General features: G+C 60.7%; 25 protein-coding genes, 1 tRNA gene and 1 pseudogene. 10 read left to right on the top strand and 17 right to left on the bottom strand.

Annotated elements, in window-relative coordinates; translation table 11 throughout:
- Positions 1-85: 85 nt before the first annotated feature.
- Positions 86-478 carry a hypothetical protein gene (locus tag AC0V6U_RS10745; RefSeq protein ID WP_472643167.1) on the top strand — a complete coding sequence of 131 codons (393 nt, stop codon included), beginning with the start codon at positions 86-88 and terminating at the stop codon, positions 476-478.
- Here AC0V6U_RS10745 and AC0V6U_RS10740 read toward each other — a convergent pair.
- From AC0V6U_RS10740 to AC0V6U_RS10715, 6 genes are all read right to left on the bottom strand, one after another.
- A complete protein-coding gene (locus AC0V6U_RS10740; RefSeq protein ID WP_472643166.1) occupies positions 475-858 on the bottom strand; it encodes a RidA family protein in 384 nt (127 codons plus the stop codon). The genes AC0V6U_RS10745 and AC0V6U_RS10740 overlap by 4 nt on opposite strands.
- Positions 855-1337: a DUF1254 domain-containing protein gene (locus AC0V6U_RS10735; protein ID WP_472643165.1), complete on the bottom strand. Its 483-nt coding sequence runs from the start codon at positions 1335-1337 to the stop codon at positions 855-857. Before AC0V6U_RS10735 ends, AC0V6U_RS10740 begins: the two co-directional genes overlap by 4 nt.
- Entirely contained in the window at positions 1334-1948 is a 615-nt protein-coding gene (locus AC0V6U_RS10730) for a DUF1214 domain-containing protein (protein ID WP_472643164.1), read from the bottom strand. Before AC0V6U_RS10730 ends, AC0V6U_RS10735 begins: the two co-directional genes overlap by 4 nt.
- Positions 1945-2835, bottom strand: coding sequence for a polysaccharide deacetylase family protein (locus AC0V6U_RS10725; RefSeq protein WP_486169462.1), 891 nt, complete (start codon positions 2833-2835; stop codon positions 1945-1947). Before AC0V6U_RS10725 ends, AC0V6U_RS10730 begins: the two co-directional genes overlap by 4 nt.
- A gap of 110 nt (positions 2836-2945) precedes the next feature.
- Positions 2946-3446: a hypothetical protein gene (locus tag AC0V6U_RS10720; protein WP_472643162.1), complete on the bottom strand. Its 501-nt coding sequence runs from the start codon at positions 3444-3446 to the stop codon at positions 2946-2948.
- Entirely contained in the window at positions 3424-4920 is a 1497-nt protein-coding gene (locus tag AC0V6U_RS10715; protein ID WP_472643161.1) for a CoA-acylating methylmalonate-semialdehyde dehydrogenase, read from the bottom strand. Before AC0V6U_RS10715 ends, AC0V6U_RS10720 begins: the two co-directional genes overlap by 23 nt.
- 162 nt (positions 4921-5082) lie before the next feature.
- On the opposite strand from AC0V6U_RS10715, the gene AC0V6U_RS10710 reads away from it, so the two are divergent.
- The 3 genes from AC0V6U_RS10710 (at position 5083) to AC0V6U_RS10700 (ending at position 6451) form a co-directional block, all read left to right on the top strand.
- The gene (locus AC0V6U_RS10710; RefSeq protein WP_472643160.1) at positions 5083-5721 is read left to right on the top strand and encodes a hypothetical protein; all 639 of its coding nucleotides are present in this window, start codon (positions 5083-5085) and stop codon (positions 5719-5721) included.
- Between the two features lie 134 nt (positions 5722-5855).
- Positions 5856-5929: transfer RNA gene (locus tag AC0V6U_RS10705), tRNA-Gly, on the top strand.
- A gap of 408 nt (positions 5930-6337) precedes the next feature.
- On the top strand, positions 6338-6451 hold the full coding sequence (locus AC0V6U_RS10700; RefSeq protein WP_472640666.1) for an enoyl-CoA hydratase: 114 nt from the start codon (positions 6338-6340) through the stop codon (positions 6449-6451).
- A gap of 88 nt (positions 6452-6539) precedes the next feature.
- On the opposite strand, the gene AC0V6U_RS10695 is transcribed toward AC0V6U_RS10700, so the two are convergent.
- Positions 6540-7298 carry an enoyl-CoA hydratase gene (locus AC0V6U_RS10695; RefSeq protein ID WP_472643158.1) on the bottom strand — a complete coding sequence of 253 codons (759 nt, stop codon included), beginning with the start codon at positions 7296-7298 and terminating at the stop codon, positions 6540-6542.
- 92 nt (positions 7299-7390) lie between these two features.
- Positions 7391-8185 (bottom strand): SDR family oxidoreductase, encoded by a 795-nt coding sequence (locus AC0V6U_RS10690; protein ID WP_472643157.1) that lies wholly within the window; start codon positions 8183-8185, stop codon positions 7391-7393.
- A gap of 113 nt (positions 8186-8298) precedes the next feature.
- Between AC0V6U_RS10690 and AC0V6U_RS10685 the strand changes: the two genes are divergently transcribed.
- The 3 genes from AC0V6U_RS10685 (at position 8299) to AC0V6U_RS10675 (ending at position 10125) form a co-directional block, all read left to right on the top strand.
- Positions 8299-8862 (top strand): TMEM165/GDT1 family protein, encoded by a 564-nt coding sequence (locus AC0V6U_RS10685; RefSeq protein ID WP_472643156.1) that lies wholly within the window; start codon positions 8299-8301, stop codon positions 8860-8862.
- Positions 8863-8983: 121 nt separating this feature from the next.
- Complete coding sequence (locus AC0V6U_RS10680) at positions 8984-9631, top strand: 6-phosphogluconolactonase (RefSeq protein ID WP_472643155.1); 648 nt, start codon at positions 8984-8986, stop codon at positions 9629-9631.
- Positions 9628-10125: an NUDIX domain-containing protein gene (locus AC0V6U_RS10675; protein ID WP_472643153.1), complete on the top strand. Its 498-nt coding sequence runs from the start codon at positions 9628-9630 to the stop codon at positions 10123-10125. The genes AC0V6U_RS10680 and AC0V6U_RS10675 overlap by 4 nt, the downstream gene beginning before the upstream one ends.
- On the opposite strand, the gene dinB is transcribed toward AC0V6U_RS10675, so the two are convergent.
- The gene (gene dinB / locus AC0V6U_RS10670; protein ID WP_472643152.1) at positions 10122-11246 is read right to left on the bottom strand and encodes a DNA polymerase IV; all 1125 of its coding nucleotides are present in this window, start codon (positions 11244-11246) and stop codon (positions 10122-10124) included. The genes AC0V6U_RS10675 and dinB overlap by 4 nt on opposite strands.
- Before the next feature lie 113 nt (positions 11247-11359).
- Between dinB and AC0V6U_RS10665 the strand changes: the two genes are divergently transcribed.
- On the top strand, positions 11360-12643 hold the full coding sequence (locus tag AC0V6U_RS10665) for a multidrug effflux MFS transporter (protein WP_472645752.1): 1284 nt from the start codon (positions 11360-11362) through the stop codon (positions 12641-12643).
- 113 nt (positions 12644-12756) lie between these two features.
- Here AC0V6U_RS10665 and AC0V6U_RS10660 read toward each other — a convergent pair whose 3' ends face one another.
- The 7 genes and pseudogenes from AC0V6U_RS10660 to crtY form a co-directional block, all read right to left on the bottom strand.
- A complete protein-coding gene (locus tag AC0V6U_RS10660; RefSeq protein WP_472643151.1) occupies positions 12757-14322 on the bottom strand; it encodes an acyl-CoA carboxylase subunit beta in 1566 nt (521 codons plus the stop codon).
- Between the two features lie 112 nt (positions 14323-14434).
- Positions 14435-16336, bottom strand: a complete 1902-nt coding sequence (locus tag AC0V6U_RS10655; protein ID WP_472643150.1) for an acetyl/propionyl/methylcrotonyl-CoA carboxylase subunit alpha — start codon at positions 16334-16336, stop codon at positions 14435-14437.
- A 31-nt stretch (positions 16337-16367) separates the two neighbouring features.
- Positions 16368-17318, bottom strand: coding sequence for a phytoene/squalene synthase family protein (locus AC0V6U_RS10650; protein ID WP_472643149.1), 951 nt, complete (start codon positions 17316-17318; stop codon positions 16368-16370).
- Between the two features lie 162 nt (positions 17319-17480).
- A pseudogene (locus AC0V6U_RS10645) lies at positions 17481-18063 on the bottom strand (LOG family protein).
- Complete coding sequence (locus AC0V6U_RS10640; RefSeq protein ID WP_472643148.1) at positions 18060-18341, bottom strand: endonuclease domain-containing protein; 282 nt, start codon at positions 18339-18341, stop codon at positions 18060-18062. The pseudogene AC0V6U_RS10645 and the gene AC0V6U_RS10640 overlap by 4 nt, the downstream one beginning before the upstream one ends.
- Before the next feature lie 194 nt (positions 18342-18535).
- Positions 18536-20125, bottom strand: a complete 1590-nt coding sequence (locus tag AC0V6U_RS10635) for a phytoene desaturase (RefSeq protein ID WP_472643147.1) — start codon at positions 20123-20125, stop codon at positions 18536-18538.
- Entirely contained in the window at positions 20122-21342 is a 1221-nt protein-coding gene (gene crtY, locus AC0V6U_RS10630) for a lycopene beta-cyclase CrtY (RefSeq protein ID WP_472643145.1), read from the bottom strand. The genes AC0V6U_RS10635 and crtY overlap by 4 nt, the downstream gene beginning before the upstream one ends.
- 159 nt (positions 21343-21501) lie before the next feature.
- Between crtY and AC0V6U_RS10625 the strand changes: the two genes are divergently transcribed.
- Complete coding sequence (locus tag AC0V6U_RS10625; protein WP_472643144.1) at positions 21502-22095, top strand: DUF2585 family protein; 594 nt, start codon at positions 21502-21504, stop codon at positions 22093-22095.
- Positions 22096-22150: 55 nt separating this feature from the next.
- Entirely contained in the window at positions 22151-23122 is a 972-nt protein-coding gene (locus AC0V6U_RS10620) for a MipA/OmpV family protein (RefSeq protein WP_472643142.1), read from the top strand.
- A 178-nt stretch (positions 23123-23300) separates the two neighbouring features.
- On the opposite strand, the gene AC0V6U_RS10615 is transcribed toward AC0V6U_RS10620, so the two are convergent.
- On the bottom strand, positions 23301-25376 hold the full coding sequence (locus AC0V6U_RS10615; protein ID WP_486169461.1) for a S9 family peptidase: 2076 nt from the start codon (positions 25374-25376) through the stop codon (positions 23301-23303).
- Positions 25377-25489: the final 113 nt, after the last annotated feature.

Below are 25489 nucleotides of genomic sequence, written 5' to 3'. Positions count from 1 at the left end.
CGAGAAAAGGCGTGATCGGCTGCGAATTTTTGCGGAGGCATGCAATTTTTTGTAACTATTTGCTCGCCCGCGCGTAACTATCGGTATGACCCAGACAAAGCCCAAGCTGTTGATCGTGTACAATGCCGATGGCGGCATCCTGAATGCGCTGGTCCATGCGGTGCACAAATCCGTCTTTCCCGCGACCTACCCATGCTCCCTATGCGCGGTGACATATGGCGCGGTGTCGATGCGCAAGGTTTGGCGGCAATTCCTGGATAGTCTGGATATGGAGAAGGTGTTTCATCACCGCGATGATTTCGCCGCCGACTATCCAGGGCACGATTTTGCCCTGCCTGCGATTCTTATCCGCGAGGGTGACGGACAGCCGGAGCTGCTGCTTGGCCCGGAGCAATTGGATCAAATGACCGATGTGGCAGAGCTGATCGCGGCGACGGAATTGGTTTTGTCTCAGCGTCAGAAGGCTGAGGCTGCTTAGTCGACGACCGCTTCGGCCTCGATTTCGACCTTCCAATCTTCCCGGCACAGCCAGGCGATACCGGCCATGGTTGCAGCGGGTGGGTTCGCGCCGAAAAAGCGCGCGTGCACTTCGCCAACCGCGCTTTGATCGGCGGGATCGGTCAGCAGCATCCGGGTGCGCACGACATCGTTCGCGCTTCCGCCCAAATCTTCAATCGCCTTGACGATCAGAGTGAGACACCGCTCGGCCTGCTCGGCGGCTCCGCCCGGTGTCGTCTCGCCATCGTCCTCGATCGGGCCGGTGCCCGCGACGATGATGCGATTGCCTTCGCGAACGGCGCGGCAAAAGCCGAATTGTGCTTCAAAGGGCGAACCAGATGATGTGCGCTGGCGTGTCATTGGACCTCGCAAATGTCGCTCTTCGCGATCTCTGCCACCTTCATGTAATCTTCCTCGGTCGGGGCCAGGCGGCGGATCAGAATGATACCCTTATTCGATGGGCTGTTTTCGTTGGTCAGTGTGACCTCCTGCGCCTCTCCATTCCCGCGGAGGGTCAGGAAATTGTTGGTCTGGGCGTCGAAGAAAGACAAGCTGGAATAGCCATCAAAGGCGGCCATCCGCACCAGCAGACCATCTGGCGCTTGGCTCAGATCGAACCGGCATCCGGAATAGGCGAGGTCGGGCGAGGGACGAACCACGCTCTGCGTATCGGGGCGCATTTGCGGCGATAGCTGGAACCCGTGCACCGGCGTGCCCCGCTCGCCAAGCATGGTGTAGGCGCGGTCCATGATGAATTGCGGCGCGAGATAGATGATCGCGGCATGCACTGCGATTCCGAGCACGGCAGCGACGAGAGCAGGGCCCAAAAAGCGCTTCATGCCGCCTCTCCCCCGCAATCAAGCCGCTCGACCGATGGCGCTTTGATCATGCTGGTTGGATCGCCAAGCACTCCCTCATCGGGCACGTACAATCTGAAGGTGAGATCGAAATTTCCGCCCGCTTTGCTGGAGAGCCAGGCGCTTGCGTCGTCAGGCCGCTCAGCGGAAATGGTCGCGGACCACTGGCCGTCCGCGCCATTTTGGGCCTCCGCGCGGCTGGCATCGAAACTCAACGCGCCGTCTGCATTATCGGGCAGGAAATTTTCGGAATTGTAGAGCGTCACCGACCACCAGCGGGCTGGCATCGCCCCGCCGCTCAATCGGTAATTGCACGCCTCGCTGAACGGGCGGCCATCGTCGTCGACGATGCTGGTGAAATAAATCGCCTCTGTATTGGCGAGGGCCAGCAGACCGTGTCGGGCAATCCTAGTGCGGAAATAGGGGCTGGCGTCTTCCGAGCCCATCGCCAGATCGCCGTACCAATTGCCAAGCACCACCGACCCCTGTGTGCGGCGATCACCGGGCAGCAGGCCTGACATTGCAAGCGCGGTGTATCCGCCAATGGCGATCCCGATCAAAGCGAACAGGATATAGGTCGCGGCGCGCTTCACTGTGCGGGCTCCTGTTGCAATTCGTCTTTGCCCAGAGCTTCGCGATTGAACCTCTCGCCAAGCTTGGCCGTGTCATTGCCGGGATACCAGCGCTGCGATTCGATCCCCTTATGCCATGCGGCGAGCTCCACCAGCGTGCCTTGCGCCGATGGGACATCAGGTGCGGTGAGGAACGCAGGATCAGCGAAGGCTTCATCGGCGGTGATAATCGTCCAGCCCTTCGCCTCTAACGCCGCGACCAAATCGCCAATGAACATCGCTGATAGGTCGGTCTCATGCAGCAGCATGTTGTGAGCAATCGGGCGGCCGTAGGTCTCGCGGGCAAGGCGCTCATAGAACTCAGCGGCCTCGACATGGCTCTCAACGAATATGCGGCCCGCCGCCGCCAAATCGAAGGGTTTGCCGCTGCGCTTGGCGCGGTTCAATTCGTTGTCAGTGAACCAGTCTGAGGCGTCCACAGTCGGGCTGGCATTGAGCAGCCCGCGCGTTTTCAGCGCCGCACGCACGGCGTCGCGCTTGGCGACATCATCGCGGCCCTCGTCGAGATAGGGATAGCGGAACCAAGCGCGGTATCCGGGACGGTCTTTAAGCCATGCGCCCGCGCGGTCGATCTCCGCGATGTACTCGGAGGTTTCCGTTTGTGAGAGGCGCGGGTGGTCCGCCGTATGGTTGGCGATCACGTGCCCAGCGGCAACGTAGGCGGCGATGCGCTTTTCCGCGCCAGGGCGCTCAGCGATCTTGGCTGGGTTTAGGAAGAATGCTGCCTGAGCAACGCCGGCATCGCGCAATTGTTTGACCAACCGCTCCGTGCGCTCGTCGTGATCGAAAAAGGCGCCGGGATGACGCGGTGTGTCATCGAATGTCAGCGCGATCCGTTTGTCGCTCATCGCTTGCACTTCGGGCGCTTCCTGCGCCGAATTCGGACTCGCACAACTGACGAGCAATAGGCCCAAGAGAGCCAGAAGGCCCGACTTCACGATCTGGGCCAAGCTCCCCGTCATTCGCAGCGCTTGCGCGGCATCGGCGTGCCCGCTTGCTCACCGTCAGCGTCAACTGGCGTTAGAATATCGCCGCCATCGGTTAGCGTCAGCCGCGTTCGCTCTGTCCAGCTCTCGCCTTCGCCAGACATGGACAGCTCAACCACTACTTGGTTGTCATTCTCCACCTCAACGCTCTCAACCTCGCCGACGCTTTCGTAGAACATCAGATCGCCAGCGGTGACTTCGAGGCGAAGGTCGGATTCGGGCGCGCAGCTGCCCTCGATATAGTCCCATACGCCGCGAAACCGCTCTGGGATTGCCGCGACGGCTGGAGCCGTGGGTGCTTGCGGGGCCGCTGCTGGCTCAGGTGATGCGGCAATAGGCGCAGCGGGCGCTTCGCCGTCCGCCGCCATGCTTCCCTCCGCGCTCTGGTCCATGCCGGCGAGCAGGCCGCCAGAACAAGAGCAGTGGATCCAATCAGCAGTCGCATCGGTTTTACCCCATGGTTGGAATGACAAAGGCGTTCGCACCATCCGGCGAGCCGTCAGGCCAGCGCTGGGTGACTTTCTTGACCTTCGTCCAGAACTTGAGGCCCTCCATGCCATATTGATCGGTGTCGCCAAAGCCGGAGCGCTTCCAGCCGCCAAAGCTGTGATAGCTGACCGGAACAGGGATCGGCACGTTGATGCCGACCATGCCGACATTGACGCGGCTAGCGAATTCGCGTGCGGCGTGGCCATTGCGGGTGAAGATTGCGACGCCATTGCCATATTGGTGGTCGCTCGGCAGGCGCACGGCCTCTTCAAAATCATTGGCGCGCACAATCTGCAGCACGGGGCCGAAGATTTCCTCTTGGTAGCTTTCCATTTGTGGTGTGACTCGGTCGATCAGAGTCGGGCCGATGAAGAAGCCTTTTTCATGGCCTTGCAGAGTGAAGCCGCGCCCATCGACCACGATTTCGCCGCCTTCGCGCTCTGCTGTATCGATCCAGCCCTCGACCCGCGCCTTATGCTCTGGCGTCACGACTGGGCCGTAATGTGCATCAGGATCGTTCGAGACGCCAATGTTGAGCGCATGGATCGCCGGGATCAGCTTCTCTTTGAGGCGCTCGGCAGTGTCTTCGCCCACTGGCACAACCACTGGCAATGCCATGCAGCGCTCGCCCGCTGAGCCAAAGGCTGCGCCCGAAAGGTCATTCACGACCTGATCAAGATCCGCATCCGGCATCACAATGCCGTGGTTCTTCGCGCCGCCCATGGCCTGCACGCGCTTACCGGCGGCCACGCCGCGCTTGTAGACGTAATGCGCGATGTCGGATGAACCGACAAAGCTGACCGCGCTGATATCTTCATGATCGAGGATCGCATCGACCATTTCCTTGTCGCCATGCACAACCTGCAGCAGGCCCTCTGGCGCGCCTGCCTCAACGAACAATTCGGCCAGGCGAACCGGCACAGATGGATCGCGCTCCGACGGCTTCAGGATAAATGCATTGCCAACCGCAATCGCTATGCCGAACATCCACATCGGGATCATCGCTGGGAAGTTGAACGGGGTGATCCCTGCGCCAATGCCCAGCGGCTGGCGCATGGAATAGACATCAATGCCTGGCCCTGCGCCCTGGGTGTATTCGCCCTTCAGGACCTGCGGAATGCCGCAGGCAAACTCGATCACTTCCAGCCCGCGCTGAACATCGCCCTTGGCATCGTCGATCACCTTGCCATGCTCGGAGGACAATAGCTCTGCCAGCTCCTGCATGTTCGCCTCGATCAGCTCTTTGAACTTGAACATCACTCGGGCGCGTTTTTGCGGATTGGTCGCCGCCCAGGCGGGCTGAACTTCCTTCGCGGTCGCCACGGCTTTTTCGAGCAGCGCGGCATCGCCCAGCGCAACCTCGGCCTGAATCTCGCCGGTTGATGGGTTCCACACTTGGTGCTTACGAGCGGCAGCGGTGTTTGGTCCGCCAACCATGAAGTGATCAATCTGACGCATGGGGTTGGATGCTCCTCTATTGACCGATCAATTGCAGCTCGCCGCGCGCCGCGCAAGCTTAGCAAGCCTCACAAAAACTGCTGAGAATTCTCGCCCCCAAATTGCGACACGATCTGTCTTGCGGTTGTACCTTTGTGAAATTTTGTGCACGCAGATTGCGCAATGCATCTGTTCGAAGCCCTTGTGGTGGTGCACGTCATCGCCGGTACGATTGGCCTGGTGGCCTTTTGGGTGCCGATTGCCGCGCGCAAGGGTGCCCGCCCGCATCGCAAATGGGGCCGCATCGCTTGCTATGGCTTTATCGGTGCGGGCGCACTGGCAATCGCGATGGCGCTGCTGTCGCTCTATGGCTCGGAAGAACGCATACCGACGATTACCGACCGGGAGCTGTTCGCAGGCCTGTTTGGCTGGATGATGCTCTACCTCGGGTGTCTGACGATCGGCTTTGCGGATTATGGACTGGCAACTGTGAAGCACAATCGCGACCGCACGCCGCTTAGGGGCCTGCGTTATCAAGTGGTGATGGCGGCAGTGGTTGTCTCGGCCCTGTGGTGCGGGTATTTCGGCTTTCGCGTCGGCCATCCGCTGATGGTGCTGGTCGCGGCTGTGGGGCTGATTGCCATGGTGATGCAAGAGCGATTTGTCTGGCGCAAAGAGGCCGCGCGCGGTGATTACGTTGGCGAGCATTTTCGCGCCCTGATCGGCATGGGAATTTCCGCCTACACCGCTTTTCTCTCGGTTGGTCTAATCCGTTTGGTGCCAGAGCAAGTGTTTAACCCCGCGATCTGGGCTAAGCCCTAGCGTGATCGGTGTGGGCCTGATCATCTACTTCACGCTGCAAGTGAACCGAAAGCAGGCCGCAAGGGGCTAGCGGTCACAGCGCGGGTACATGTTGACGGCCCAGTGATCCTGGTGTTTACCGCGCAGCGCTTAATGCGGGTGTAGCTCAATGGTAGAGCAGCAGCTTCCCAAGCTGACGACGAGGGTTCGATTCCCTTCACCCGCTCCATCCCCGTCACTCGCTGAATTCGCCCGTTCGCTGCACTCTTTAGGCGAGCGTTGGCTGGCGCGATGATGGCAGCATAAATAGCGATCCCAAGAGTTGGTGTCATTTCCCAATGATGCGCAAATCGTATTTATCTGCGGTTCATCTTCAAGTCTGAAACCCCCAGAACTCTGCCGTTTTTCAAGTTTGGCACGGCTCCTGCAAAGTTGTTTTCATCCAGCGGGATCGCCCCGCCAGATACGAAACAGACCCATAGGAGATTACAAAATGTTCGCTACCGAAACCAACAACGCCGTCCTCGCAGCCGTATTCTCGCTGACCATTTCTGCCGCTCTGTTCGCCACCGCGATCATCCCAGCTAGCCCGGCTCTCTTCGCTTAACAGCGCCAACTCATCCAAAGGAATTTAATCATGTATGCCGACGCCAACAGCACCACGATCCTCGCAGCCGTCCTCTCCGTCGCCATTTCAGCCGTTCTGTTCGCAGGCGCGATTGTTCCAGCCAGCCCCGGCCTGTTTGCTTAAGACGCCTGTTCGCATGATCCCGGCCCGATAAGGCCTCAAGCAAGCGCCCGGTCTCAATATTGGAGGCTGGGCGGTAAAGAAGCGGAGTTTACGGGTAAACCGCTGGACGCTTCGCCATCATAGCGGCCACGCTCTCGCCGAATTCACTCGATTTCAATTGCGCCGCGAAAATCTCACCCTCGACATTCATACATTCGGTGATCGCCTCGTTCTGAGTGCGCACCAGCGCCTTCGAATGCCGCATCGCATTCGGCGCAGCATTGGCAATTAATTGCGCCAGCGCCTGGGTTTCCGCTGCAAACATATCATCCTCAAACACGCGTGAGACCAGCCCCATTCGCAGCGACTCTTCAGACGTCAGCGTGCGCCCGGTCATGAACACATCGTTCGCCGCCGCCATGCCGATGATCGCTGGCAGCAGCATCGAAGACGCCGCCTCTGGCACCAGGCCCAGCTTTACAAATGGAGCGGCAAACGTCGCAGAGGTCGCGCAATAGACCAGATCGCAATGCAGCGTCAGCGTCAGGCCAACGCCAATCGCGGGGCCGTTGACTGCGGCAATCAGCGGCTTTGGACAATCCTTGATCGCATGGAGGAACTGCACAACCGGCGGCATGCCATCGCCGCGCGGCCCCGCGGCGAAATCTTGCAAGTCATTGCCTGAGGTGAAGCAATCGCCAATCCCGGTAAACATCAAAGCGCGCACGCCGTCGTCGCTGGCGTAATCGTTCACCGCATCGGCCATCGCCTGATACATATCCTGCGTGATCGCGTTCTTCTTTTCCGGGCGGTTGAAGGACACCGTCGTCAAACGGTCGGCGGTTTCAATGCGGATATGGTCGGTCATTGGGTCGTTTCCTGAATGCGGTTTCGGGTTCGTCCTTGGCGCAGGTTCTGCCCGCTCGCAAGCTCAGTCGGCCGGTCTCTGCTGGGTTAGACCTATTTCGGCGGCATACGGATTGCGCCGTCCAAGCGGAATTGGTGGCCATTGATATAAGTGTTGCGAGCGATCTCGACGATCAGCGACGCAAACTCCTCTGGCTCGCCCAGGCGCTTGGGGAAGGGGACGCTGGCGTTGAGCTGATCCCACATTTGCGGATTGCGATCCTTCATGCCCAGCATCAGAGGCGTCGCGAAAATGCCCGGCATGACCGAGTTCACCCGGATGCCCAGATCCATCAGATCGCGCGCCATGGGCAGGACCATGCCGTTCACGCCGGATTTGCACGAGCCATAGATCGTTTGACCGATCTGGCCGTCTTGCGCCGCGACGCTGGCGGTGAGGGTGATGGAGCCGCGTTCTCCATCGTCGTTCACGGGTTCGGCGTTCGCCATGCCCAGCGCAGAGATGCTCGCCACCCGGTAGCTCGCGACCAGAATGCCCTGCGCGCCGAACTCATAATCCTCGGTGGAGAGGCGCTTATATCCGCCCTTTTCCTTGTCCCAGCCGATGGTCTTGCCGCGCCGCGATGCCATCGCGCAATGCACGGTGACGCGCTCTTGGCCATTGGCTGCGCGCGCAGCGGCAAAGCCTGCCTCGACCGAGGCTTCATCCATGATGTCGACATGGTGGAAGGTGCCGCCAATCGCCTTTGCGTGCGCCTCACCGTCTTCGTCATTGATGTCGAAAATTGCTACCTTCAGCCCGGTCTGTGCCAAAGCCGCAGCGCTTGCTCGGCCCAAACCCGATGCGCCGCCGGTCACAACCGCGGCCATGCCTTGTGTCAGTTTCATATGCTCTCCCATGTTTCGTATTTGCTTAGACTTGTAAGCGAGCGACGCGCCCCTGCAAGCCTCAGCCGCAGGAGGCGCTGGCGAAACGGTATGAGCGAAGCTAGGACGGGGCGATGGACTCGTTTCTCTTTGCCATGCTGCTGGTGTTCGCGATTGCGCTGGGCGGGCGTGATCAGCTGATCATTGCGCAGTTTTCTGAAGTGCAGAAGCGCAATGTCGGCTTGCTGATCGCGGGCGCCGCCTGCGCCGTGATGAGCGCGGGCGTGATGGCCTATGCCGGGTCGACCATGGCCGCAATCCTGCCCCCACGCGCCGCCGATATGCTGGTTGCTTTCGCGCTTGCCATCGCGGCGTTCGAGCTGTGCTGGCGGGTCAAAGTCAAAACGATGAAGGAGCCGACCCGCTCCTACATTGCGATTGGCGCTGTGATATTGGCGCGCCAAATCGGGGATGCGGCGCGCTTTGCGATCTTCGCGCTCGCGGCGGAGGCGGTCTATCCGACCACGGCCTTTATCGGCGGGGCGATTGGCGGGATTGCGGCGATTGGTCTTGGCTGGACACTTGGCCTTGCGCAATTGCAACGATTTCCGCTGCGCACCATCCGGTTTGCACTGGCCATTTGTTTGATTGTTGCGGCTTTGCTGGTTGGTTTGAACGCTCGTTTCACGTTCCTGTGATCGGCGTCAAAAACTACAGAGCTGCCACTCGCTTTCCCCTGAAAACGGCGAATACGATTGCAAAAAACATCAATGGGCCGTTTCCGCTAGCCGGAGGCGGCCCTTTTGCTATGCGGGTGGAATGAAAGCACACATCATTGATGACGCTGCCCCTGAGGCAATCGCTGAATTTGTAGCCACCCAGCTCAGCGATGCATTGGACTCGCCATTAAATCGTGGAGGTGAATTGGGGTTCTTGCCTATTTCAATAACGGTGCCCGGTGGTTCCACTCCGTTCCCGATATTTGAAGCGCTGGTAAAGCATCCGCTCGATTGGTCGCGCATTATCGTGTGGCCCAATGACGACCGGATCGTGGCCGAGGATCATGCGGCCTCCAACACCGGCAAATTGCGCAGCATTTTTGAGCCCGTTGGTGCGAAAGTGGATGCTTTGCGTGATGTACATGAGACGCCGTATTTCGCGCTTACATGGCTCGGGATGGGGGCAGATGGCCACATTGCCTCGCTGTTCCCGAATACTGATCCGCAGACTGATGACGCGCAGCTGATCCGCCGCCTGACGCCCGATCCCTTGCCGCCAGAGGCTCCATTTGACCGGATCACGCTGACCATTCCTGCTCTGCTCAACAGCGGGCAGTTGATGTTTACGCTCGGCGGTTCGGCGTACAAGCGGAGCGTATTTGAGGCGGCCCTTGCCGGTGATCACAACCTTCCGGTTGCACGTTTGATTGGCGCAGCGGGCGAGCAGACGCTAACCTGTTTCGCATGAAGCTGACCGCACTTATCCCTGCTGGGCTCCACCGGGCGGCGCTGCCGCTGGCGCACAAGGTGCGGCATCGCTGGCGCGGGCTGACGAAACAGCCGCTGGCGGGCTGCTCTGTGATCATCACCGACTTCAATGGAAATTTGCTGCTGCTGCGGCACAGTTATGGCCCGCAAGGTTGGGCGCTGCCTGGCGGGGGCATGGGCAAGAGCGAAGACGCGGGCGAAGCGGCGCTGCGCGAGGTGCATGAGGAGCTGGGGCTGAAGCTCAATTCTGTCACCCTCATCGGAACAATTGACGAGGTCATGTCAGGCGCGCCGCACACGGCCTATCTCTTCACGGCGATTTGCGACGATCATCCGCAGCCGGATCAGCGCGAGGTGCTGGAGGCGCGGTTCTTCCCTCTGCATTCACTGCCAGAGCCGCTGAACGAGCGAACCCGTGCGCGGCTGGAGTTTTGGCGCGCGCAAAAGGGCGCTGGCAGCGCGAACGCTAGCTAAAGCAGCGACAATTGCGCCGTGTCCTTGGGCGGCGATTTGTCTTCTGTGCCCTCTAGATTGGACAAGGTCAGCCCCATCAATCGGATCGGCAGCCTTAGGGGCAAGGCCTCATCCAGCAGTTCCCTACCAATCTCTGCAAACTCTTCTTTACCGGCGACCCAATCGGGCAGAGACTTGGAACGCGTCATCGACTGAAAATCGGTGTATTTCATCTTAAGCGTCACCGTACGCCCGCGCGCCTTGGCGTTCTCAATCCGCTCCCACACGATGTCGGTGATATTGGCCAGGGTCTCGCGCAATTGCGCGCCGCTGGAGATATCCTCGCTAAAGGTCCGCTCTCCGCCAACCGATTTGCGTTCCCGGTGAGCGCGCACAGGGCGCAGGTCGATGCCGCGTGCCGCGCGGTAGAGATAATCGGCAAAGCTGCCAAAGTTCTCGCGCAGGAATGTTATGTCTTTCGCGGCCAGATCCGCGCCGGTCGCTATGCCAAAGCGCTTCATCTTCTCCTCCGCCTTTGGCCCGACCCCGTGGAACCGGCGGATCGGCAGGCCAGCGACAAAGTCCGCGCCTTCGCCCGGCCGGATCACGCACATGCCATCGGGCTTGTTCTGGTCGCTCGCGATCTTGGCGAGGAATTTGTTGTATGAAATACCCGCGCTCGCGGTCAGCTCGGTCTTGGCCTTGATCTCTTGCCGGATGAGCTGAGCGATGCGCGTGGCCGAGCCTATGCCGAGCCGATCCTCGGTCACATCCAGATAGGCCTCGTCCAGGCTAAGCGGTTCGACATGCGGCGTGTGATGCTCAAACACTTTGCGGATCGTCCGGCTGGCCTCTTTATAGGCATCAAAGCGGTGGCGCACGAAGATGAGATCGGGGCACAGGCGCTTGGCCGTGACCGATGGCATCGCGCTGCGCACGCCGAACTTGCGCGCTTCATAGCTGGCCGCTGCAACAACCCCGCGCCCGCCAGAGCCGCCCACAGCCACTGGTTTTCCGCGCAGTTCAGGATGATCGCGCTGCTCCACGCTGGCAAAAAACGCATCCATATCGACATGGATGATCTTGCGCAGACCAGCGGCTTCTTCGCCGTCATTAGGATCAGAGGATGCCGGATCGGACATGCGACGCAAAATAGCCGCTTGCCCTCATGAAAGAAACCAAATCTGCGTGATGCAGGAACATCACCGCTGGCCGAACATTGTGTGCAAATGCGAAAAGAACAGTGGCTATCAAGATGTCCGGCGGGCAAAGGGCGGGCATGATTCCAGCCGCGATCACTCCTGCCCCGACGAAACCGATTGGCGAGACCGAGCTTATCTGGCTGATGGCGCTCCTCATGGCCTTGCAGGCCTTTGGGATCGACGCGATGTTGCCGGCGCTTGATGAGATGGCGCTCGACCTCGGCGTGGAGGGAAATGACCGGCAATTTGTGATCGGCATTTACTTGCTGACGGCGGGTATTGGCGCGCTGGTGCCCGGCGCATTGGCCGACCGATATGGGCGGCGCCCCGTGCTGCTCACCGCAATTGTGATCTACATATTGCTCGCGGTCGCCTGCGCTATGGTCACTACATATGAGCAATTGCTGGCCGTGCGCGCGGCCGCCGGGTTCTTTGCCGCGGGCATTGTTGCGCTGCCCCCGGCGATCATTCGCGACCGGGTGGGCGGCGATAAGATGGCGCGCATGATGAGCCTGATTTTCGTGATCTTTCTGATGGTGCCAGCGATTGCGCCCAGCATTGGAGAGTTGATCCTGCAAGTCGGCGAATGGCGGATGATCTTTGCCGCGATGGCATTGCAGGGGATATTCATTGGCAGCTGGGTCTATTTCCGCCTGCCAGAAAGCCTCGCGCCTGAAAATCGCCAACCGATCCATGCGGCAACCATCGCGCGCAACATGGGCACTGCGCTTAGCGAGCGCTCCGTCATCGGCTATGTCATTGGCAGCACTTTGGTGTTCGGCGCTCTGTTCGGCTTCATCAATTCGTCGCAGCAATTGATCGGCGATGGGTTCGGGCGGCCAGACCTGTTCCCGATTGTTTTCGGCATTTGCGCAGGCACCATGGCGGTTGCCAGTTGGTCCAATTCGCGCATCGTTGAACGCTTCGGCGCGCGCCGGGTCAGCCATACGGCGATGTTCGCCTTTATCGCGGTCGTCGGCCTGCAAGTGGTGTTCGCCTTTGGCGGCGAGGAAAGCCTGTGGCAATTTGTCACATTGATGGCGATCAACATGGCGCTGCTTGGCTTTATCGGCAGCAATTTCGGATCCATCGCGATGAACCCGTTCTTCCATATCGCGGGCGCGGCCAGCTCTGCGCATGGCTTTGTCCGGATGACATCGGCGGCGATTTTGGGCGCGATGATCGGCTATGCGTTTGATGGGACCGCGCGGCCTCTGGCGCTGGCTCTGCTGGCGAGCGGGATCGCCTGTCTGCTGCTGGTGCTGTTCAGTGAAAAGGGCCGCTTGTTCACCCCGCCTCAGGCGCAGCAGCGCTACCCCTCTGGGATGCGGAGTTAGGTTTTTTGCCTAGAGCTCGCTAACGCTCGCGACCTAGCCACCCGCGCCCTCCACCCTTCCACCCGGATGGTATCCCGGCAGGCTCCGGGTGGAAGGGTGGAGGGCGCGGGTGGCTACGGCCTCTGAGGCCCCGCCTCAGCCGCCAACTTCCGCCAGGCCAGCTCTGCAAATTCGCATAGCAAGGGCCGGGTGTCGCGCGGGTCGATAATGTCCTCGACATTGAAGCGTTCAGCGCTGCGGAAGGGTGATGTAACCTTGTCCAGCCGCGCCTTGATCTCCTCTAGCATAGCGGCGGGATCATCAGCTGCCTCCAGCTCGGATTTGTAGGCGACCTCTAATCCGCCCGCGATGGGTAGGCTGCCCCAATCGCCCGAGGGCCAGCAATAGCGATATTGGAATTTGTCGGCATTGCTCATCGCGCTGCCCGCGATCCCATAGGCGCGGCGCATCACAATGCTGGCGAGCGGGACGCTGGCCTTATAGATCGCGTTCATCGCCTGCACGCCGTAGCGGATCGTGCCCGCCATTTCCGCCTCGCGCCCGATCATAAAGCCGGGGTTGTCGACGAGGTGCACGATCGGCAGGCGGAATTGATCGGCGAGTTTTACGAAGCGTTCGACTTTCTCGCTGGTCTTGGCCTCCCAGCTGCCGCCGAGATAGCTCGGATCGCTCGCCACCACGGCCACAGGATAGCCGTCCAGCCGGGCGAGCGCGGTGATCGCGGCGCGGCCCCAATTCTTGCCGATTTCAAACACCGTGCCCGTATCCAGGATTAGGTCCATCGCGCGGCGCATCGAGTAAACTTGTTTGTCATCGCGCGGCACCAGCGACAGCAGCGCTTCTTCGCGGCGGTCCACCGGATCGCTCGGCTGCGCGCGGCGCGCATGCTGGCCGACATGTTCGGGCATAAAGCTCAGGAAATGGCGCGCGCGGGCAAAGGCCTCGGCCTCGCTCGCGACCTCATCATCGACCACGCCATTGCGAGTGTGAATATCGACGCCGCCCAGGTCTTCCTTGGCTTGGCTGTGGTCGGTGGAGCCTTTGTAATTCTCGCCCAGCCCATCCACCACGGCGGGGCCAGCGGCGAACAATTGCGAGAGGCCGCGCACCATGATCGAGTAATGGCTGGCAACAATGCGCGCCGCGCCGAGGCCAGCCGTTGGACCAAGCGCCAGCGCGACAACGGGGACAGTGTCGAGATTTTCGACCACATCGCCCCAGCCAGGAACAGCGGGGATATAGGTCGCTCCGATTTGCTCCAGCGTTTTCACGCTGCCGCCGCCGCCAGTGCCGTCAATCATCTTGACGATCGGCAGCTTCAGCTCGTGAGCCATCTTCTCCGCCTGCACCATCTTGCGGGAAATGCCCGCGTCCGCTGCGCCGCCGCGAATGGTAAAATCATCGGCGGTGGCGACTATGGGGCGGCCATTGACGGTCGCCTTGCCGAACAGGAATGGGGCAGGGGTAACACCGGTCAGATCGCCGTTTTCATCGTAGCGCGCCGCGCCAGAGATCTTGCCGATTTCGCGGAAAGAGCCGGGATCGCACAGCGCCGCCAGCCGCGCGCGGGCGTCCATCTTGCCCCGGCCATGTTGGCGCGCGACTTTGTCTGGCCCGCCCATTTCCTCGGCCAGCGCCTCGCGTGCGCGCAGTTCTTCGAGTTCAGATTGCCAGGTCATAATTCCTCCCCAGAATGGGGAGGGGGACCAGACGCAGTCTGGTGGAGGGGGATATGGCGCGAGTTCCCCTCCGTCAGCGCTTCGCGCTGCCACCTCCCCGAAACGGGGAGGATCATTCTGTAGGCTCCACCACGCACAGCACAGCCTCGACCTGAACCTGCGCATCCTTGCTGGCGGAAAGCTCGGTGACGGTTCCATCAAACGGCGCAGTGAGCGCATGCTCCATCTTCATCGCCTCCAGCACCATCAGGCGGTCGCCCGCTTTGACTGTCTGGCCCTCACTTACATCCACCGCGATAACCTTGCCCGGCATGGGGGCAAGGATCGCGCCGTCAGCGGCGGAGGCGTGGCCGGTGCTTCGGAACCCGTGCTCAAACTCGAAGTACCCGCCGTCAGCAAATACAATGACCTTGTCAGTTGTGTGCCAACCAAAGCCACCCACGCCTGGAACTTTGTGCCGGTCAAGCTCCCTTGCTTCTCCGTTGTGGTCTAACCAAACAGTTTCTCGGCGTTCGGCATTCAGTCGGAAGCCAGCTGCGATTTCAAGTTTCTCGTCATCATCATCTTCCTCAAATTCCAGCATGAGGCGCGCTGCCAGGGCCCAATCGTCCTCGGAAGGCGTTTCATTGGGGATGAGTTCATCACCGAGCCGTTCGATAAAGCTTGTTGTGATTGCCCCGCTAACAAAGTCGTCATGCTCCACAGCCTTGTATAGAAAAGGGGCATTTGATCGGACTGGCCAGATTTCCAATAGGTGTAATTGGCCACTGAGGTCTTCCAGCGCCGTTTTCCTGTCCTCCGAGTGTACAACTAGCTTTGCGATCATCGGGTCATAAAAGGGGCTCACTGGGTCACCTTCCTCGACCCCCGCGTCGATGCGGATCGCACTTCGCGACCATATATCCTTGCAATCTTGATTGAGGTCGAGCCTGACTAACCGCCCCGTGCTCGGCAAAAACCCCTTAGCCGGGTCCTCCGCATAGAGCCGCGCTTCGATGGCATGGCCGTTGATGCTCAGCTCGTCCTGCTTCAGCGGGATGGGCTCGCCGCTCGCCACGCGCAGTTGCCATTCGACCAGATCTACACCTGTGATCTCTTCCGTAACCGGGTGCTCGACCTGAAGCCGCGTGTTCATCTCCATGAAGAAGATGCGGTCCGCGCGTAGGCCTTCGCTGGCGTCCGCAATAAACTCAATCGTGCCTGCGCCCTCGTAATCGACCGCTTTCGCAGCGCGCACGGCGGCGGCGCAGATTTGTGTCCGAGTGGCCTCATCCATGCCGGGGGCGGGGGCTTCCTCGATCACCTTTTGGTGGCGGCGTTGCAGCGAGCAATCGCGTTCAAACAGGTGGACGACATTGCCGTGGCTGTCGCCGAACACTTGCACCTCGATATGGCGGGGCGAGGTGATCCACTTCTCCAGCAGCACCTCATCATTGCCAAAGCTCGCCTTGGCCTCGCGCCTGCAGCTTTCGAGGTCAGCTGCGAAGTTCTCCGAAGCGTCGACCTTGCGCATGCCCTTGCCGCCGCCGCCCGCGACCGCCTTGATCAGAACAGGATATCCAATCGCGTCCGCTTCCTTGGACAGGCGCTCGACCGATTGATCTTCGCCGAGATAGCCCGGAGTGACGGGCACGCCCGCATCCATCATCAGCTGCTTGGCTGCATCTTTCAGGCCCATCGCGCGGATGCTGTCCGGCTTTGGCCCGACCCAGATCAGGCCCGCATCCAGCACGGCCTGCGCAAAGTCGGCGTTCTCTGACAGAAAGCCATAGCCAGGGTGGATCGCCTCGGCTCCGGTCTCCTTCGCCGCGGCAATGATCTTTTCGCCGATCAGATAGCTTTCGGCAGCGGGCGAGGGGCCGATATGCACCGCCTCATCGGCGCTGCGCACATGCAAAGCCTTGGCATCGGCATCAGAATAGACCGCCACCGTGGCGACCCCCATAGCCCGCGCGGTGCGGATGATGCGGCAGGCGATTTCGCCGCGATTGGCGATAAGAAGTTTGCTGATCATTCGGACGGGTTAGTCGCGTGCGCGGCCCGCTTCAAGCGTTTGGCCGGAAATCCTTGATGCCCCAGGTGATCGGGCCGTCGGGGTGTTTCTCCCGGTTGATCAATGCGGATAGAAATGCGCGCGCGCCGTAGAGCGCCTTTTCAGAGCGCGGCACGTACGTGCGCCTGTTCCATGCCTCGGTCCCGCGTGCGCGGACCTTGCGCCCGATTGCGCCGTAAATTCGCGCGGCGGACAGGACGGCCCAGCGGCTGCGGAAGGGCAGGCGGGCGGCGCCCACGCGGGCGGCGGCCTCGTGCTTTTGAACCAAGGCAACCAGCCGCGCGGCCATATCGGCGAGTTCCTCGCGGTGGTGCGGCTTGGTGTGCTGGCCGGGCTCGATATCTTCCTCGACCAGCCACTCCGCTGGCAGATAGCACCGGCCCGCTGCGTCATCCTCGACAATGTCGCGGGCAATGTTGGAGAGTTGAAAGGCGAGGCCAAGGTCGCAGGCCCGATCAAGCGTGTCCTCATCATCCGGGGCGACGCCCATGACCACCGCCATCATGACGCCAACCGCGCCCGCCACGTGATAGCAATAGCGCAGCATATCGGCCTCGGTGCGCGGTCGCCAATCCTGTGCATCGAGCGCAAAGCCTTCGATCACATCCTCGGCCATTTGCGCGGTCAGTCCGCATTCCTCCGCCACCACGCCCAGCGCGTCGAAGGCGGGGTCGCCGGTTGGCTCACCGCTTAGCGCTTTGCCTGTGAGCTTGCGGATCAGGGCCAAGCGTTCCTCGGCGCTCGATTGATCGCCCAGCGGGCCGCCCATGTCCTGATTATCGGCAATGTCATCGGCGCGGCGGCACCAGGCATAGAGCAGCCAGGCGCGCTCGCGGGTTTGCTGATCGAACAGTTTGGATGCGGCGGAGAAGCTTTGCGAGCCGTGCTTGATGGCGCTGCGTGAATGAGCGACGAGGACGGCCCTGCGTTCAGGATCAACCATTTGTTTGCGGCTCGCTAACGCTCGCGCCTGGCCAGCCCGCTCCCTCCACCCTTCCACCCGGATCGTAACCCGGTGTGATAATCCGGGTGGAAGGGTGGAGGGAGCGGGCTGGCCAGGCCAAGGCACGCACGGATGTGCGGGCCGTGCGCAACAAAGGCTCCATCACAGATCCTCAGCCTTCATCCGAAAGATCGGCGTATGCGGCTGGTATGCGGCCATTTTGTCCAGCAGATCGGGCATAGTGTCCGCGTAGATCAGGATGTTCTGATGCGCCGGGCGGACAAAGCCGACATCCGCCATTTTGGCGTTGAACGCGATCAAATCGTCATAGAAACCAAAGGCATTGAGGAGACCCACTGGGTCAGAGTGATAGCCAAGCTGTGCCCAGCTCATCGCTTCCCACAGCTCGTCCATTGTGCCGACCCCGCCGGGGATGGTCACAAAGCCATCGGAGAGATCGGTGAAACGCTGTTTGCGCTCGTGCATGCCGGTGACGGTGATCAGCTCGTCGCAATTGTGGTTGGCGACCTCGGAATTGACGAGCGCCTCTGGGATCACGCCAATCACCTCGCCGCCGGCTGTCTTTCGCGCCATTCGCCACCGCGCCCATCAGGCCGAGCCGTCCGCCGCCATAGACGACGCCAATGCCGCGCGCAGCAAGGCTTTGGCCGACTTCGCGAGCAAGTTCGATATAGCGGGGGTCTTCGGGCGTGGCCGATCCGCAATAGACAGCGAGACGTTTCATCGTTCCTCCCCGAAACGGGGAGGGGGACCAGCCGCAGGCTGGTGGAGGGGCGCGTTCGTCATATCTTCCAATCGTTCATCGCAAATCACAATTAGTCGCCTAACCACTGCGTCCAAATCTGCAAGTATGAGCTTGGCTGTTATGCGAGTTGAGGCAATGCCTTTCCGTCTGAGAAAGGCTGATCGTTTGGCGTCTCTTGCCGACGCTGCGGGGCTGTCGTGAGCCGTTCCATCCACTTCGACGTCCAGTTTTGCCTTGGCGCAATAGAAGTCGAGCACGAAAGGGCCGCATGGGGTGTTGCCGACGAAACTTGTGACCGCCGGGGCGTTTGCGAAGTTCCTGCCACAGCATGACTTCAGGGAGCGACATTTCCCGGCGCAGTTTTCGTGCTAGCTTTACGGTGTAAGCAGGGCCGCTGATCAAGCGCCTATCCCCTCCACCACGACGCGGTGCGCCGCGGTCCCCCTCCCCATCATGGAGAGGATACCTTTGCCAAATCCTCCAGCATCAAGCCTGCCGTTGCTTTTGCGCTGCCGACCACGCCGGGAATGCCTGCGCCCGGGTGGGTGCCTGCGCCGACGAGGTAGAAATTGTCGATCACATCGTCGCGGTTGTGTCCGCGCAGATAAGCGCTCTGCCACAGCACGGGCTCAAGGCTGAAGGCGCTGCCCAGATGCGCGTTGAGATCTTGTGAGAAGTCCTTTGGCGCATAGCTGAATTTTGTCACGATCCGGTCGTGAATGTCCGGGATCAGGCGGCGGCCGACCTCGTCCAGGATGGCCTTTTCCAGCTTCGGCCCTTCGACATCCCAGTCGATCGGCATCTTGCCCATGTGCGCGACCGGAACGAGCGCGTAAAACGTGCTCTTGCCCTTGGGCGCCATGCTGGGATCGGTAACGGTCGGGTGGTGCAGATAGATGCTGAAATCCTGCGGCAGCACGCCGTTTTTATAGATGTCGTCGAGCAGGCCCTTATAGCGCGGGCCGAACAGGATCATGTGATGCGGAATGCCGGGCCATGCGCCCTCCAGCCCGAAATGCACCACGAACAATGACGGGCTAAAGCTCTTGCGCGAGAGCGCTTTCGCCGCCTTCGGCCCGCGCGGAGAGCCGGAAAGCAGATCACGGTAGGAGTGCATGATATCTGCGTTGGAGGCGACCGCATCAAAGCGCTGTTTCCAGCCGCTTTCGGTCTCCACCTCGGTGGCGCGATTGCCGATCGTGTGGACCTGTTTCACCCCATCGCCGACGCGCATGGTGCCGCCGAGCCGCTCAAAATGGCGGATCATGCCCGCGATCAGGCGATTGGTGCCGCCGCGTGCCCACCACACGCCGCCGTCTTTTTCCAGCTTGTGTATGAGCGCATAGATCGCACTGGTGTTCATCGGATTGCCGCCAACCAGCAGCGAGTGGAACGAGAGCGCCTCACGCAGTTTCTCGTTCTTCACATAGCTGGAGACCATGGAATAGACGCTGCGCCAGGCCTGTTTCTTGACCAGCGCCGGGGCGGCTTTCAGCATGCTCTTGAAATCGAGGAACGGCTTGTGGCCGAGCTTGACATAGCCTTCTTCGTGCACGCCCGCGGAATATTCCAGAAAGCGCGCGTAGCCGACCACATCATCGGGATCGAGCTTGGCGATTTCGGCGTTGAGTTCCGCCTCGTCGTTTGAGTAATCGAAATTGGTGCCGTCGGGCCAGTTCAGCCGGTAAAACGGCATGACCTTCATCAGCTCAACATCTTCAGAGATATCGTGCCCGGTCAGCTGCCATAGCTCCTCAAGGCAAGGCGGATCGGTGATTACCGTGGGGCCAGCATCAAAGGTGAAGCCGTCTTTTTCCCAGAAATAGGCCCGGCCGCCCGGTTTGTCGCGCGCTTCCACCACAGTGGTCGCAATACCCGCCGATTGCAGCCGCATAGCGAGCGCCATGCCGCCAAATCCTGCGCCGACCACGCAGGCGGTGCGGCCCTCATATTTCTCTGCCAAGGCCGGGTTGATCCCCTGGCCAGTGGCGGGCGGAGAGGCAAGGTCCAGTCTGTCAGTCTGCGACACGGGGGCATTCATACCGATTTCTCCGATTGCGATTTGGTTGTCAGCGGCTCGCCGCGTTTGATCATGGCGGCGAGCGCGCGCGGGATAGTTACGGGCGGCTTGCCCCAAAGGACGCGCAGCTTATCACGCCGGGTGGAACGCGCGGCATAGAACCGCTCGATCAGGCCCTCGCGAAGGGTGTAGAAGCGCTGGAATATGTCGACCCGGCGGTGCGGCTTTGGCGCGAAGAACAGCATGCGCGCCAGCATCCGGTAATATCCGGTCTTGCGCCAATGCCGCGCGGCCCGCGTCTCAAACAGTGCGGCCAGCTGAGCGCCAGCAAGGTCTGCCTCGGCCGCGATAGTGAGTGCGTTTTCGACCGCGATCACCATGGTGTAGCTGGTGAGCGGATGGACAAATCCGCCACGCGCCCCGGCAATGGCGACCCCGGGAATGCGCACCTCGGCCTGGTAAGCGGCAAAATCGCCGCCGGTCAGCACGGGCAGCAGGCCTGCTTCACTGCCGACAATCGCGCCATCGGCCCAGCCATGCTGGCGGGCATAGGCATCAATGCGAGAGGACAAAGCGCTGCGGTCCATCTTTGGATCGTCGGCGTAATAGGTATCTTCGATAAACACATCATGCGCGCCCAGCGGCAATGTGTAGACAAAGCGGTAGGCTCCGCCATTGCCGTGCGGGGCGTGCTGATCAACGGCGGCGTCCATAATCACCGGTCGCTCCAGCCCGTGAGCCGTATCCAGCCGCATCTGACGGCCCATGAAAATCTGCCAGCCGCCGCGCAAATGCGGGCTGGGTGAGAAGCTGCGGCAGTCAATCACGGCGCGGGCGTTGATCCGCTCCCCATCGGCGAGTGTGACGCCGCGCGCATCGATCGCCTCCGCCGCGCAGCCAAGCCGCATCGCGCCCTCTGGCAGCAGCCGCACAAGACCTTCGTGAAAGTCGGCGCTCGCCATTGAGCGGTAGCCGGTCTTCAGCGTGCGGCGATATTTCGGAAAGGCAACGTCATAGCCGCTGTCCCATTCGGTCTGGCGGAAGGCGGCGAGCAGCTCGCGGCCAGCCTCCGACAAGTCGCTGTCAAACCAGCTCCAGCGGTGGTTGCCGCCAAAGCTCTTGCCGTTTTCGATGATGGAAAGCCGCAATTCGGGCCGCTCGCGGAAAAGCGCCAGCGCGATCAATCCGCCAGCCAGTCCGCCGCCAACAATGGCCACATCGATTGTGTTTCCGCTCATTCTGGCCCCGCCCTAGGGAAAGCGGGGAGGATCGGCAATGGCGCGTTGTAATAGCAGGCATATTGCCGCGCTGCCGCCCCATGCTTTGTGCTGCAATTATGGTTGCTTGCGGTGATCTTTGCTTGCAAGTGGGCGCGCGCTGATTCACACCCGTCGCCAATGGCAAAACTCATCCCCAATCGCACCACGATCCTTGTCTCTATCGGGATTGCAATCGTGGCCGTCGTGATCTTGCTCCTTATGGGCCGCCCGCCGATTTGCGAATGCGGCGATATCAAGCTGTGGCATGGCGATATCAATTCTTCCGGCAACAGCCAGCATATCGCCGATTGGTACACGCCCAGTCATATCATTCATGGCCCGATCTTTTATGCGCTGGGGTGGATGTTGTTTGTGAAATGGAAATTCGGCGGAGAGAGCGCGTTTCGCTGGGGATTGCCGCTCGCGGTGTTCCTTGAGGCGGCATGGGAAGTGCTCGAAAATACGCCCATGGTGATTGAGCGGTTCCGCTCGGTCACGGCCAATTGGGGCTATTCTGGCGACAGCGTGCTTAATTCCTTTGCCGATATCGGTTGGATGGCGTTTGGCTTCTGGCTCGCGATGAAGCTGCCGGTGAAAGTGACAGTCGTTCTTGCCGTGTTCATGGAAGTGCTCGCAGCATACGTGGTGCGCGATGGCTTGACGCTTACCGTCATCATGCTGCTGTTCCCGGTTGAGGCAATTGCCGAGTGGCAAGCGGCAGGTTCCGCTTAAGCCTTCGGGAACTGACCCGAAGGCGGTCGGTTTAATGGCTGAAACGGAGCTGGGAATGTCACGAAAAACAATCGCTTTGGCGCTGGTCGCTGCCGCTAGTTTCGCCAGCACGCCTGCTTATGCGAGCGGTGGTGATGCAGAGGGTGCGTCCCAGCCGGCCGAGCGCGATGTTGATGCTGGTAGCCAGGCCGAGCAACCAGAACGCCAAGGCCCGCCAAGCGGCGCAGGCGGTCCGCCGCCCGGTGTCTTGAACGGCGAGAACGTCTTTGATGAAACATGGGTGACGATCGGCATAGGCGCAGGGCTAGTGCCGAGCTATTCCGGGTCTGATGATTACAATGTCTTTCCGCTGCCGCTGATCGTGGGCCGTGTGGGCGGCGTCGGGATCAGCCCCAATGGCCCCGGTTTCGCCCTCGATCTGCTGTCACAGGCGCCGAGCGCTGCGCCATCTGAGACCAGCGTCTCCTTTGGGCCAGCCTTTCGCCTGCGCAATGACCGCGATGGAGACATCGAAGACCCTGTAGTTGCGCTGACCGAGGATTTGGACACCGCGTTTGAGCTCGGCGTGCAAGGCGGCGTGCGCATTCCCGGCGTGCTCAACCGCTTCGATGCGGTCACCTTCTCAACGCAGGTGCGCTGGGACATATTGGGCGCGCATGACGGGATGCTGATCGAGCCGAGCGTCGGCTATTTCACCCCGGTCGGACGCGGCGCAGTGGTGCAGGTGAGCGCGAGCGCGAGCTTCGTCGATGATAGCTTTGCCGATTATTACTACACCGTCACGCCTCAGCAGAGCGCAGACAGCGGCCTTGCGCAATTCACCGCCGATGGCGGGCTAAACAGCCTCGGCCTGACCGCGATTGTGACTTTTGATCTGGACGGCAATGCGCTCAACGGCGGGCTCAATATCTACGGCATTGGCGGGTACAGCCGCTTGGTCGGAGACGCGGCCGACACGCCGTTTACTTCCGTCCGAGGCAGCGCGGATCAATTCCTGGTCGGCGCAGGCGTGGGTTATACTTTTTAGTTTTTCGCACACTATCCAGCGTGCGGTACCCTCGCGGTTTGCGGACAAGTCCGCACCGCTGCGGGCGGCCGCTTGGCCTTGCGATCGCTGCGCGACCGATTGGTCCAGCGATTGCCAAAGCAAAAAGGGCCGCCGGTTAGGGCAGCCCTCTTCTTAAATGTAGCGCTGACTAAACAACTCAATCCTCGTTGTCGTCATCGTCCTTGGTTGACGGCTTCGCGCCTTTGGCGCCTTCGGCCAATTGCGGGCGCGGGGCGGGTAGGGCTGCTTTACGATCGCCGGTCATCAGATAGGTGTCGAACCATTCGAGCATCCGCAGGCTGTAATCATAGCGGCTGCCGGCGCGGCGGTTTCCGTGTGGCTCACCCGGATACAGCACAAAGCGTACTGGCGTCTCTGGCTTGCGGATTTTCAGCGAGCGATAGAGCTCAAACGATTGGCCCGGATCAACGCGGGTGTCGCTGTCGCCGTGCATGATCAGTATCGGTGTCTCGGCCTTGTCGACGTGGAAGATCGGAGAGACCTCCAGCATCGCCTGCCAATCATCCCATGGCCATTTGCGGCTGTGCACATTGTACATCTCGTATGGGATGTCGCCGGTGCCAAACTTGCTCACCTGATTGGAAATGCCGACGAACATTACGCTGGCGGCGTATTCCGCTGAGTGCGCGGTTGCGCCCCAGGCGCTGGCATAGCCGCCGTATGATCCGCCGGTGATTCCAGTGCGGTCCGCATCGGTGATGCTTTCTGCGACAAGCGCGCGTTTTGCATCGACAATATCGGTGAATTCCGGATCGGTGTAATTGCCCTGATGCTGCTTAGCGAAGGCAACGCCGTATCCGGTTGAGCCGCGATAGTTCGGCAGGAACACGGCATAGCCCTTACCAGCAGCCATTTGACCGGGCTTTGAATAGCCGGTTTGCCAGCCATTGCTTTCATGCGCTTCCGGCCCGCCATGAATGTTCATGATGGTCGGCGCGCCGCCTTCTGGAGCGCCGCCAACCGGCTCAATCAGAACGCCTTCAATCTCTTGGCCATCGCGCGCAGTGTAGGTGTAGGTGCGCTGATTGCCGAAGGAGATATCCGCCAGCCACGGATTGTGCGTGGTCCAGCGAGTGAAGTTGCTGCCGTTTACGGCAAACACTTCATTGGGGTGCTTTGGGCTGTTCGCGGCGACAACCAATTGTCCGCCAGCGGCCTCAACACGGGTCAGGATCAGCTCGCCCGGATCGGTTTCTTGGCGCACGGTGCCGTTAGAATTGTAGATCCGCAGCACGCTTTGCGCGCCAGTGTGAATGATGGTCGCTAGGCGTCCATTGGCGAGCCATTCCGCATCGACTGCGGCTTCCTCAGCGCCCGCATTGAGCGCGCGGTATGCGCCCGTTGCAGTGTCGACGAGGTGCAAAGTGGTCGCCGCCGGGTCGTTCATATCAACGCCCGCGATCAGCGAAAGCTGCGAGCCGTCTGGCGAGATTTCAACGTCGTCGATCTTGCCCGGTGTCTCTACGACAGCGCGGATATTACCAGTGCTGAGGTCAATGATATTGACCCGCTTCTTGGTGTAGCTGTCATCGACCAGCGGGGTCGGAGCGGTCTCAACGATGCCGAACGCACTGCCTGGGGCAATGTCGAATGCGCTGACGAAACCGGGCAGAGCAATCTCGCGCGGTTCCTCGTCCACTGTATCGCCAACCTTGGCGGCGAACATGCGCGCAGGCTTGAACTCTTCCTCGTAAACCCGCGCGTTAAAACCGGCCTTGCGCTGCTTGGTGCGCTGCTTGTCTTCCTCTGCATTGGCGAGCAGGAACAAGGTGCTGCCATCATCGCTCCAGCGGTAGCTGCGGACATTGGCATCTTCAATTTCGGCGAGCTTCTTATACGTGCCGCCGTCCACTGGAACGCCCCAAACGGCGCGTTTCTCGTCTTTCTTCGTCCATAGGAAGCTGACCATTTGGCCGTCGGGCGAAAATGCGACGCCGCCCGGCGATACATCATCGGGCAGGTAAGCGCGGGCATCACCCGGCGCGCTTGCCACTTTCAATTCTTGCGTGAACGATCCGTCCTTCTCGCCCTCGGTCACATCCGGCAGGCTGGAGGTCGTGAAGGCAATGCGCTCACCATCGGGCGAGACGGCCATCGCGCCGACGCTTTCCAGCTTGGCGACGTCTTCTGGCGTCATCGGGCGGGCATGGGCAGCCGCCGTCAATGAGACTGATGCGAACAGTGTGGCGGAAATTAACGAAAGCCTGTTCATGCGAAAATTGTCCCCTTTGAGTGGAAAATTACACGTCTCTCATAACGCTCAGAGCTCCTTTGGCAAATAGTGCGCGACTTCGTTTCTCACCTGGCGGGCTTGCGGCGCAGCTT

This window comes from Erythrobacter sp. W36, assembly GCF_057364935.1.
The sequence above is the reverse complement of the archived record's forward strand: the minus strand, read 5'-3'. Positions and strand labels throughout refer to the sequence as shown.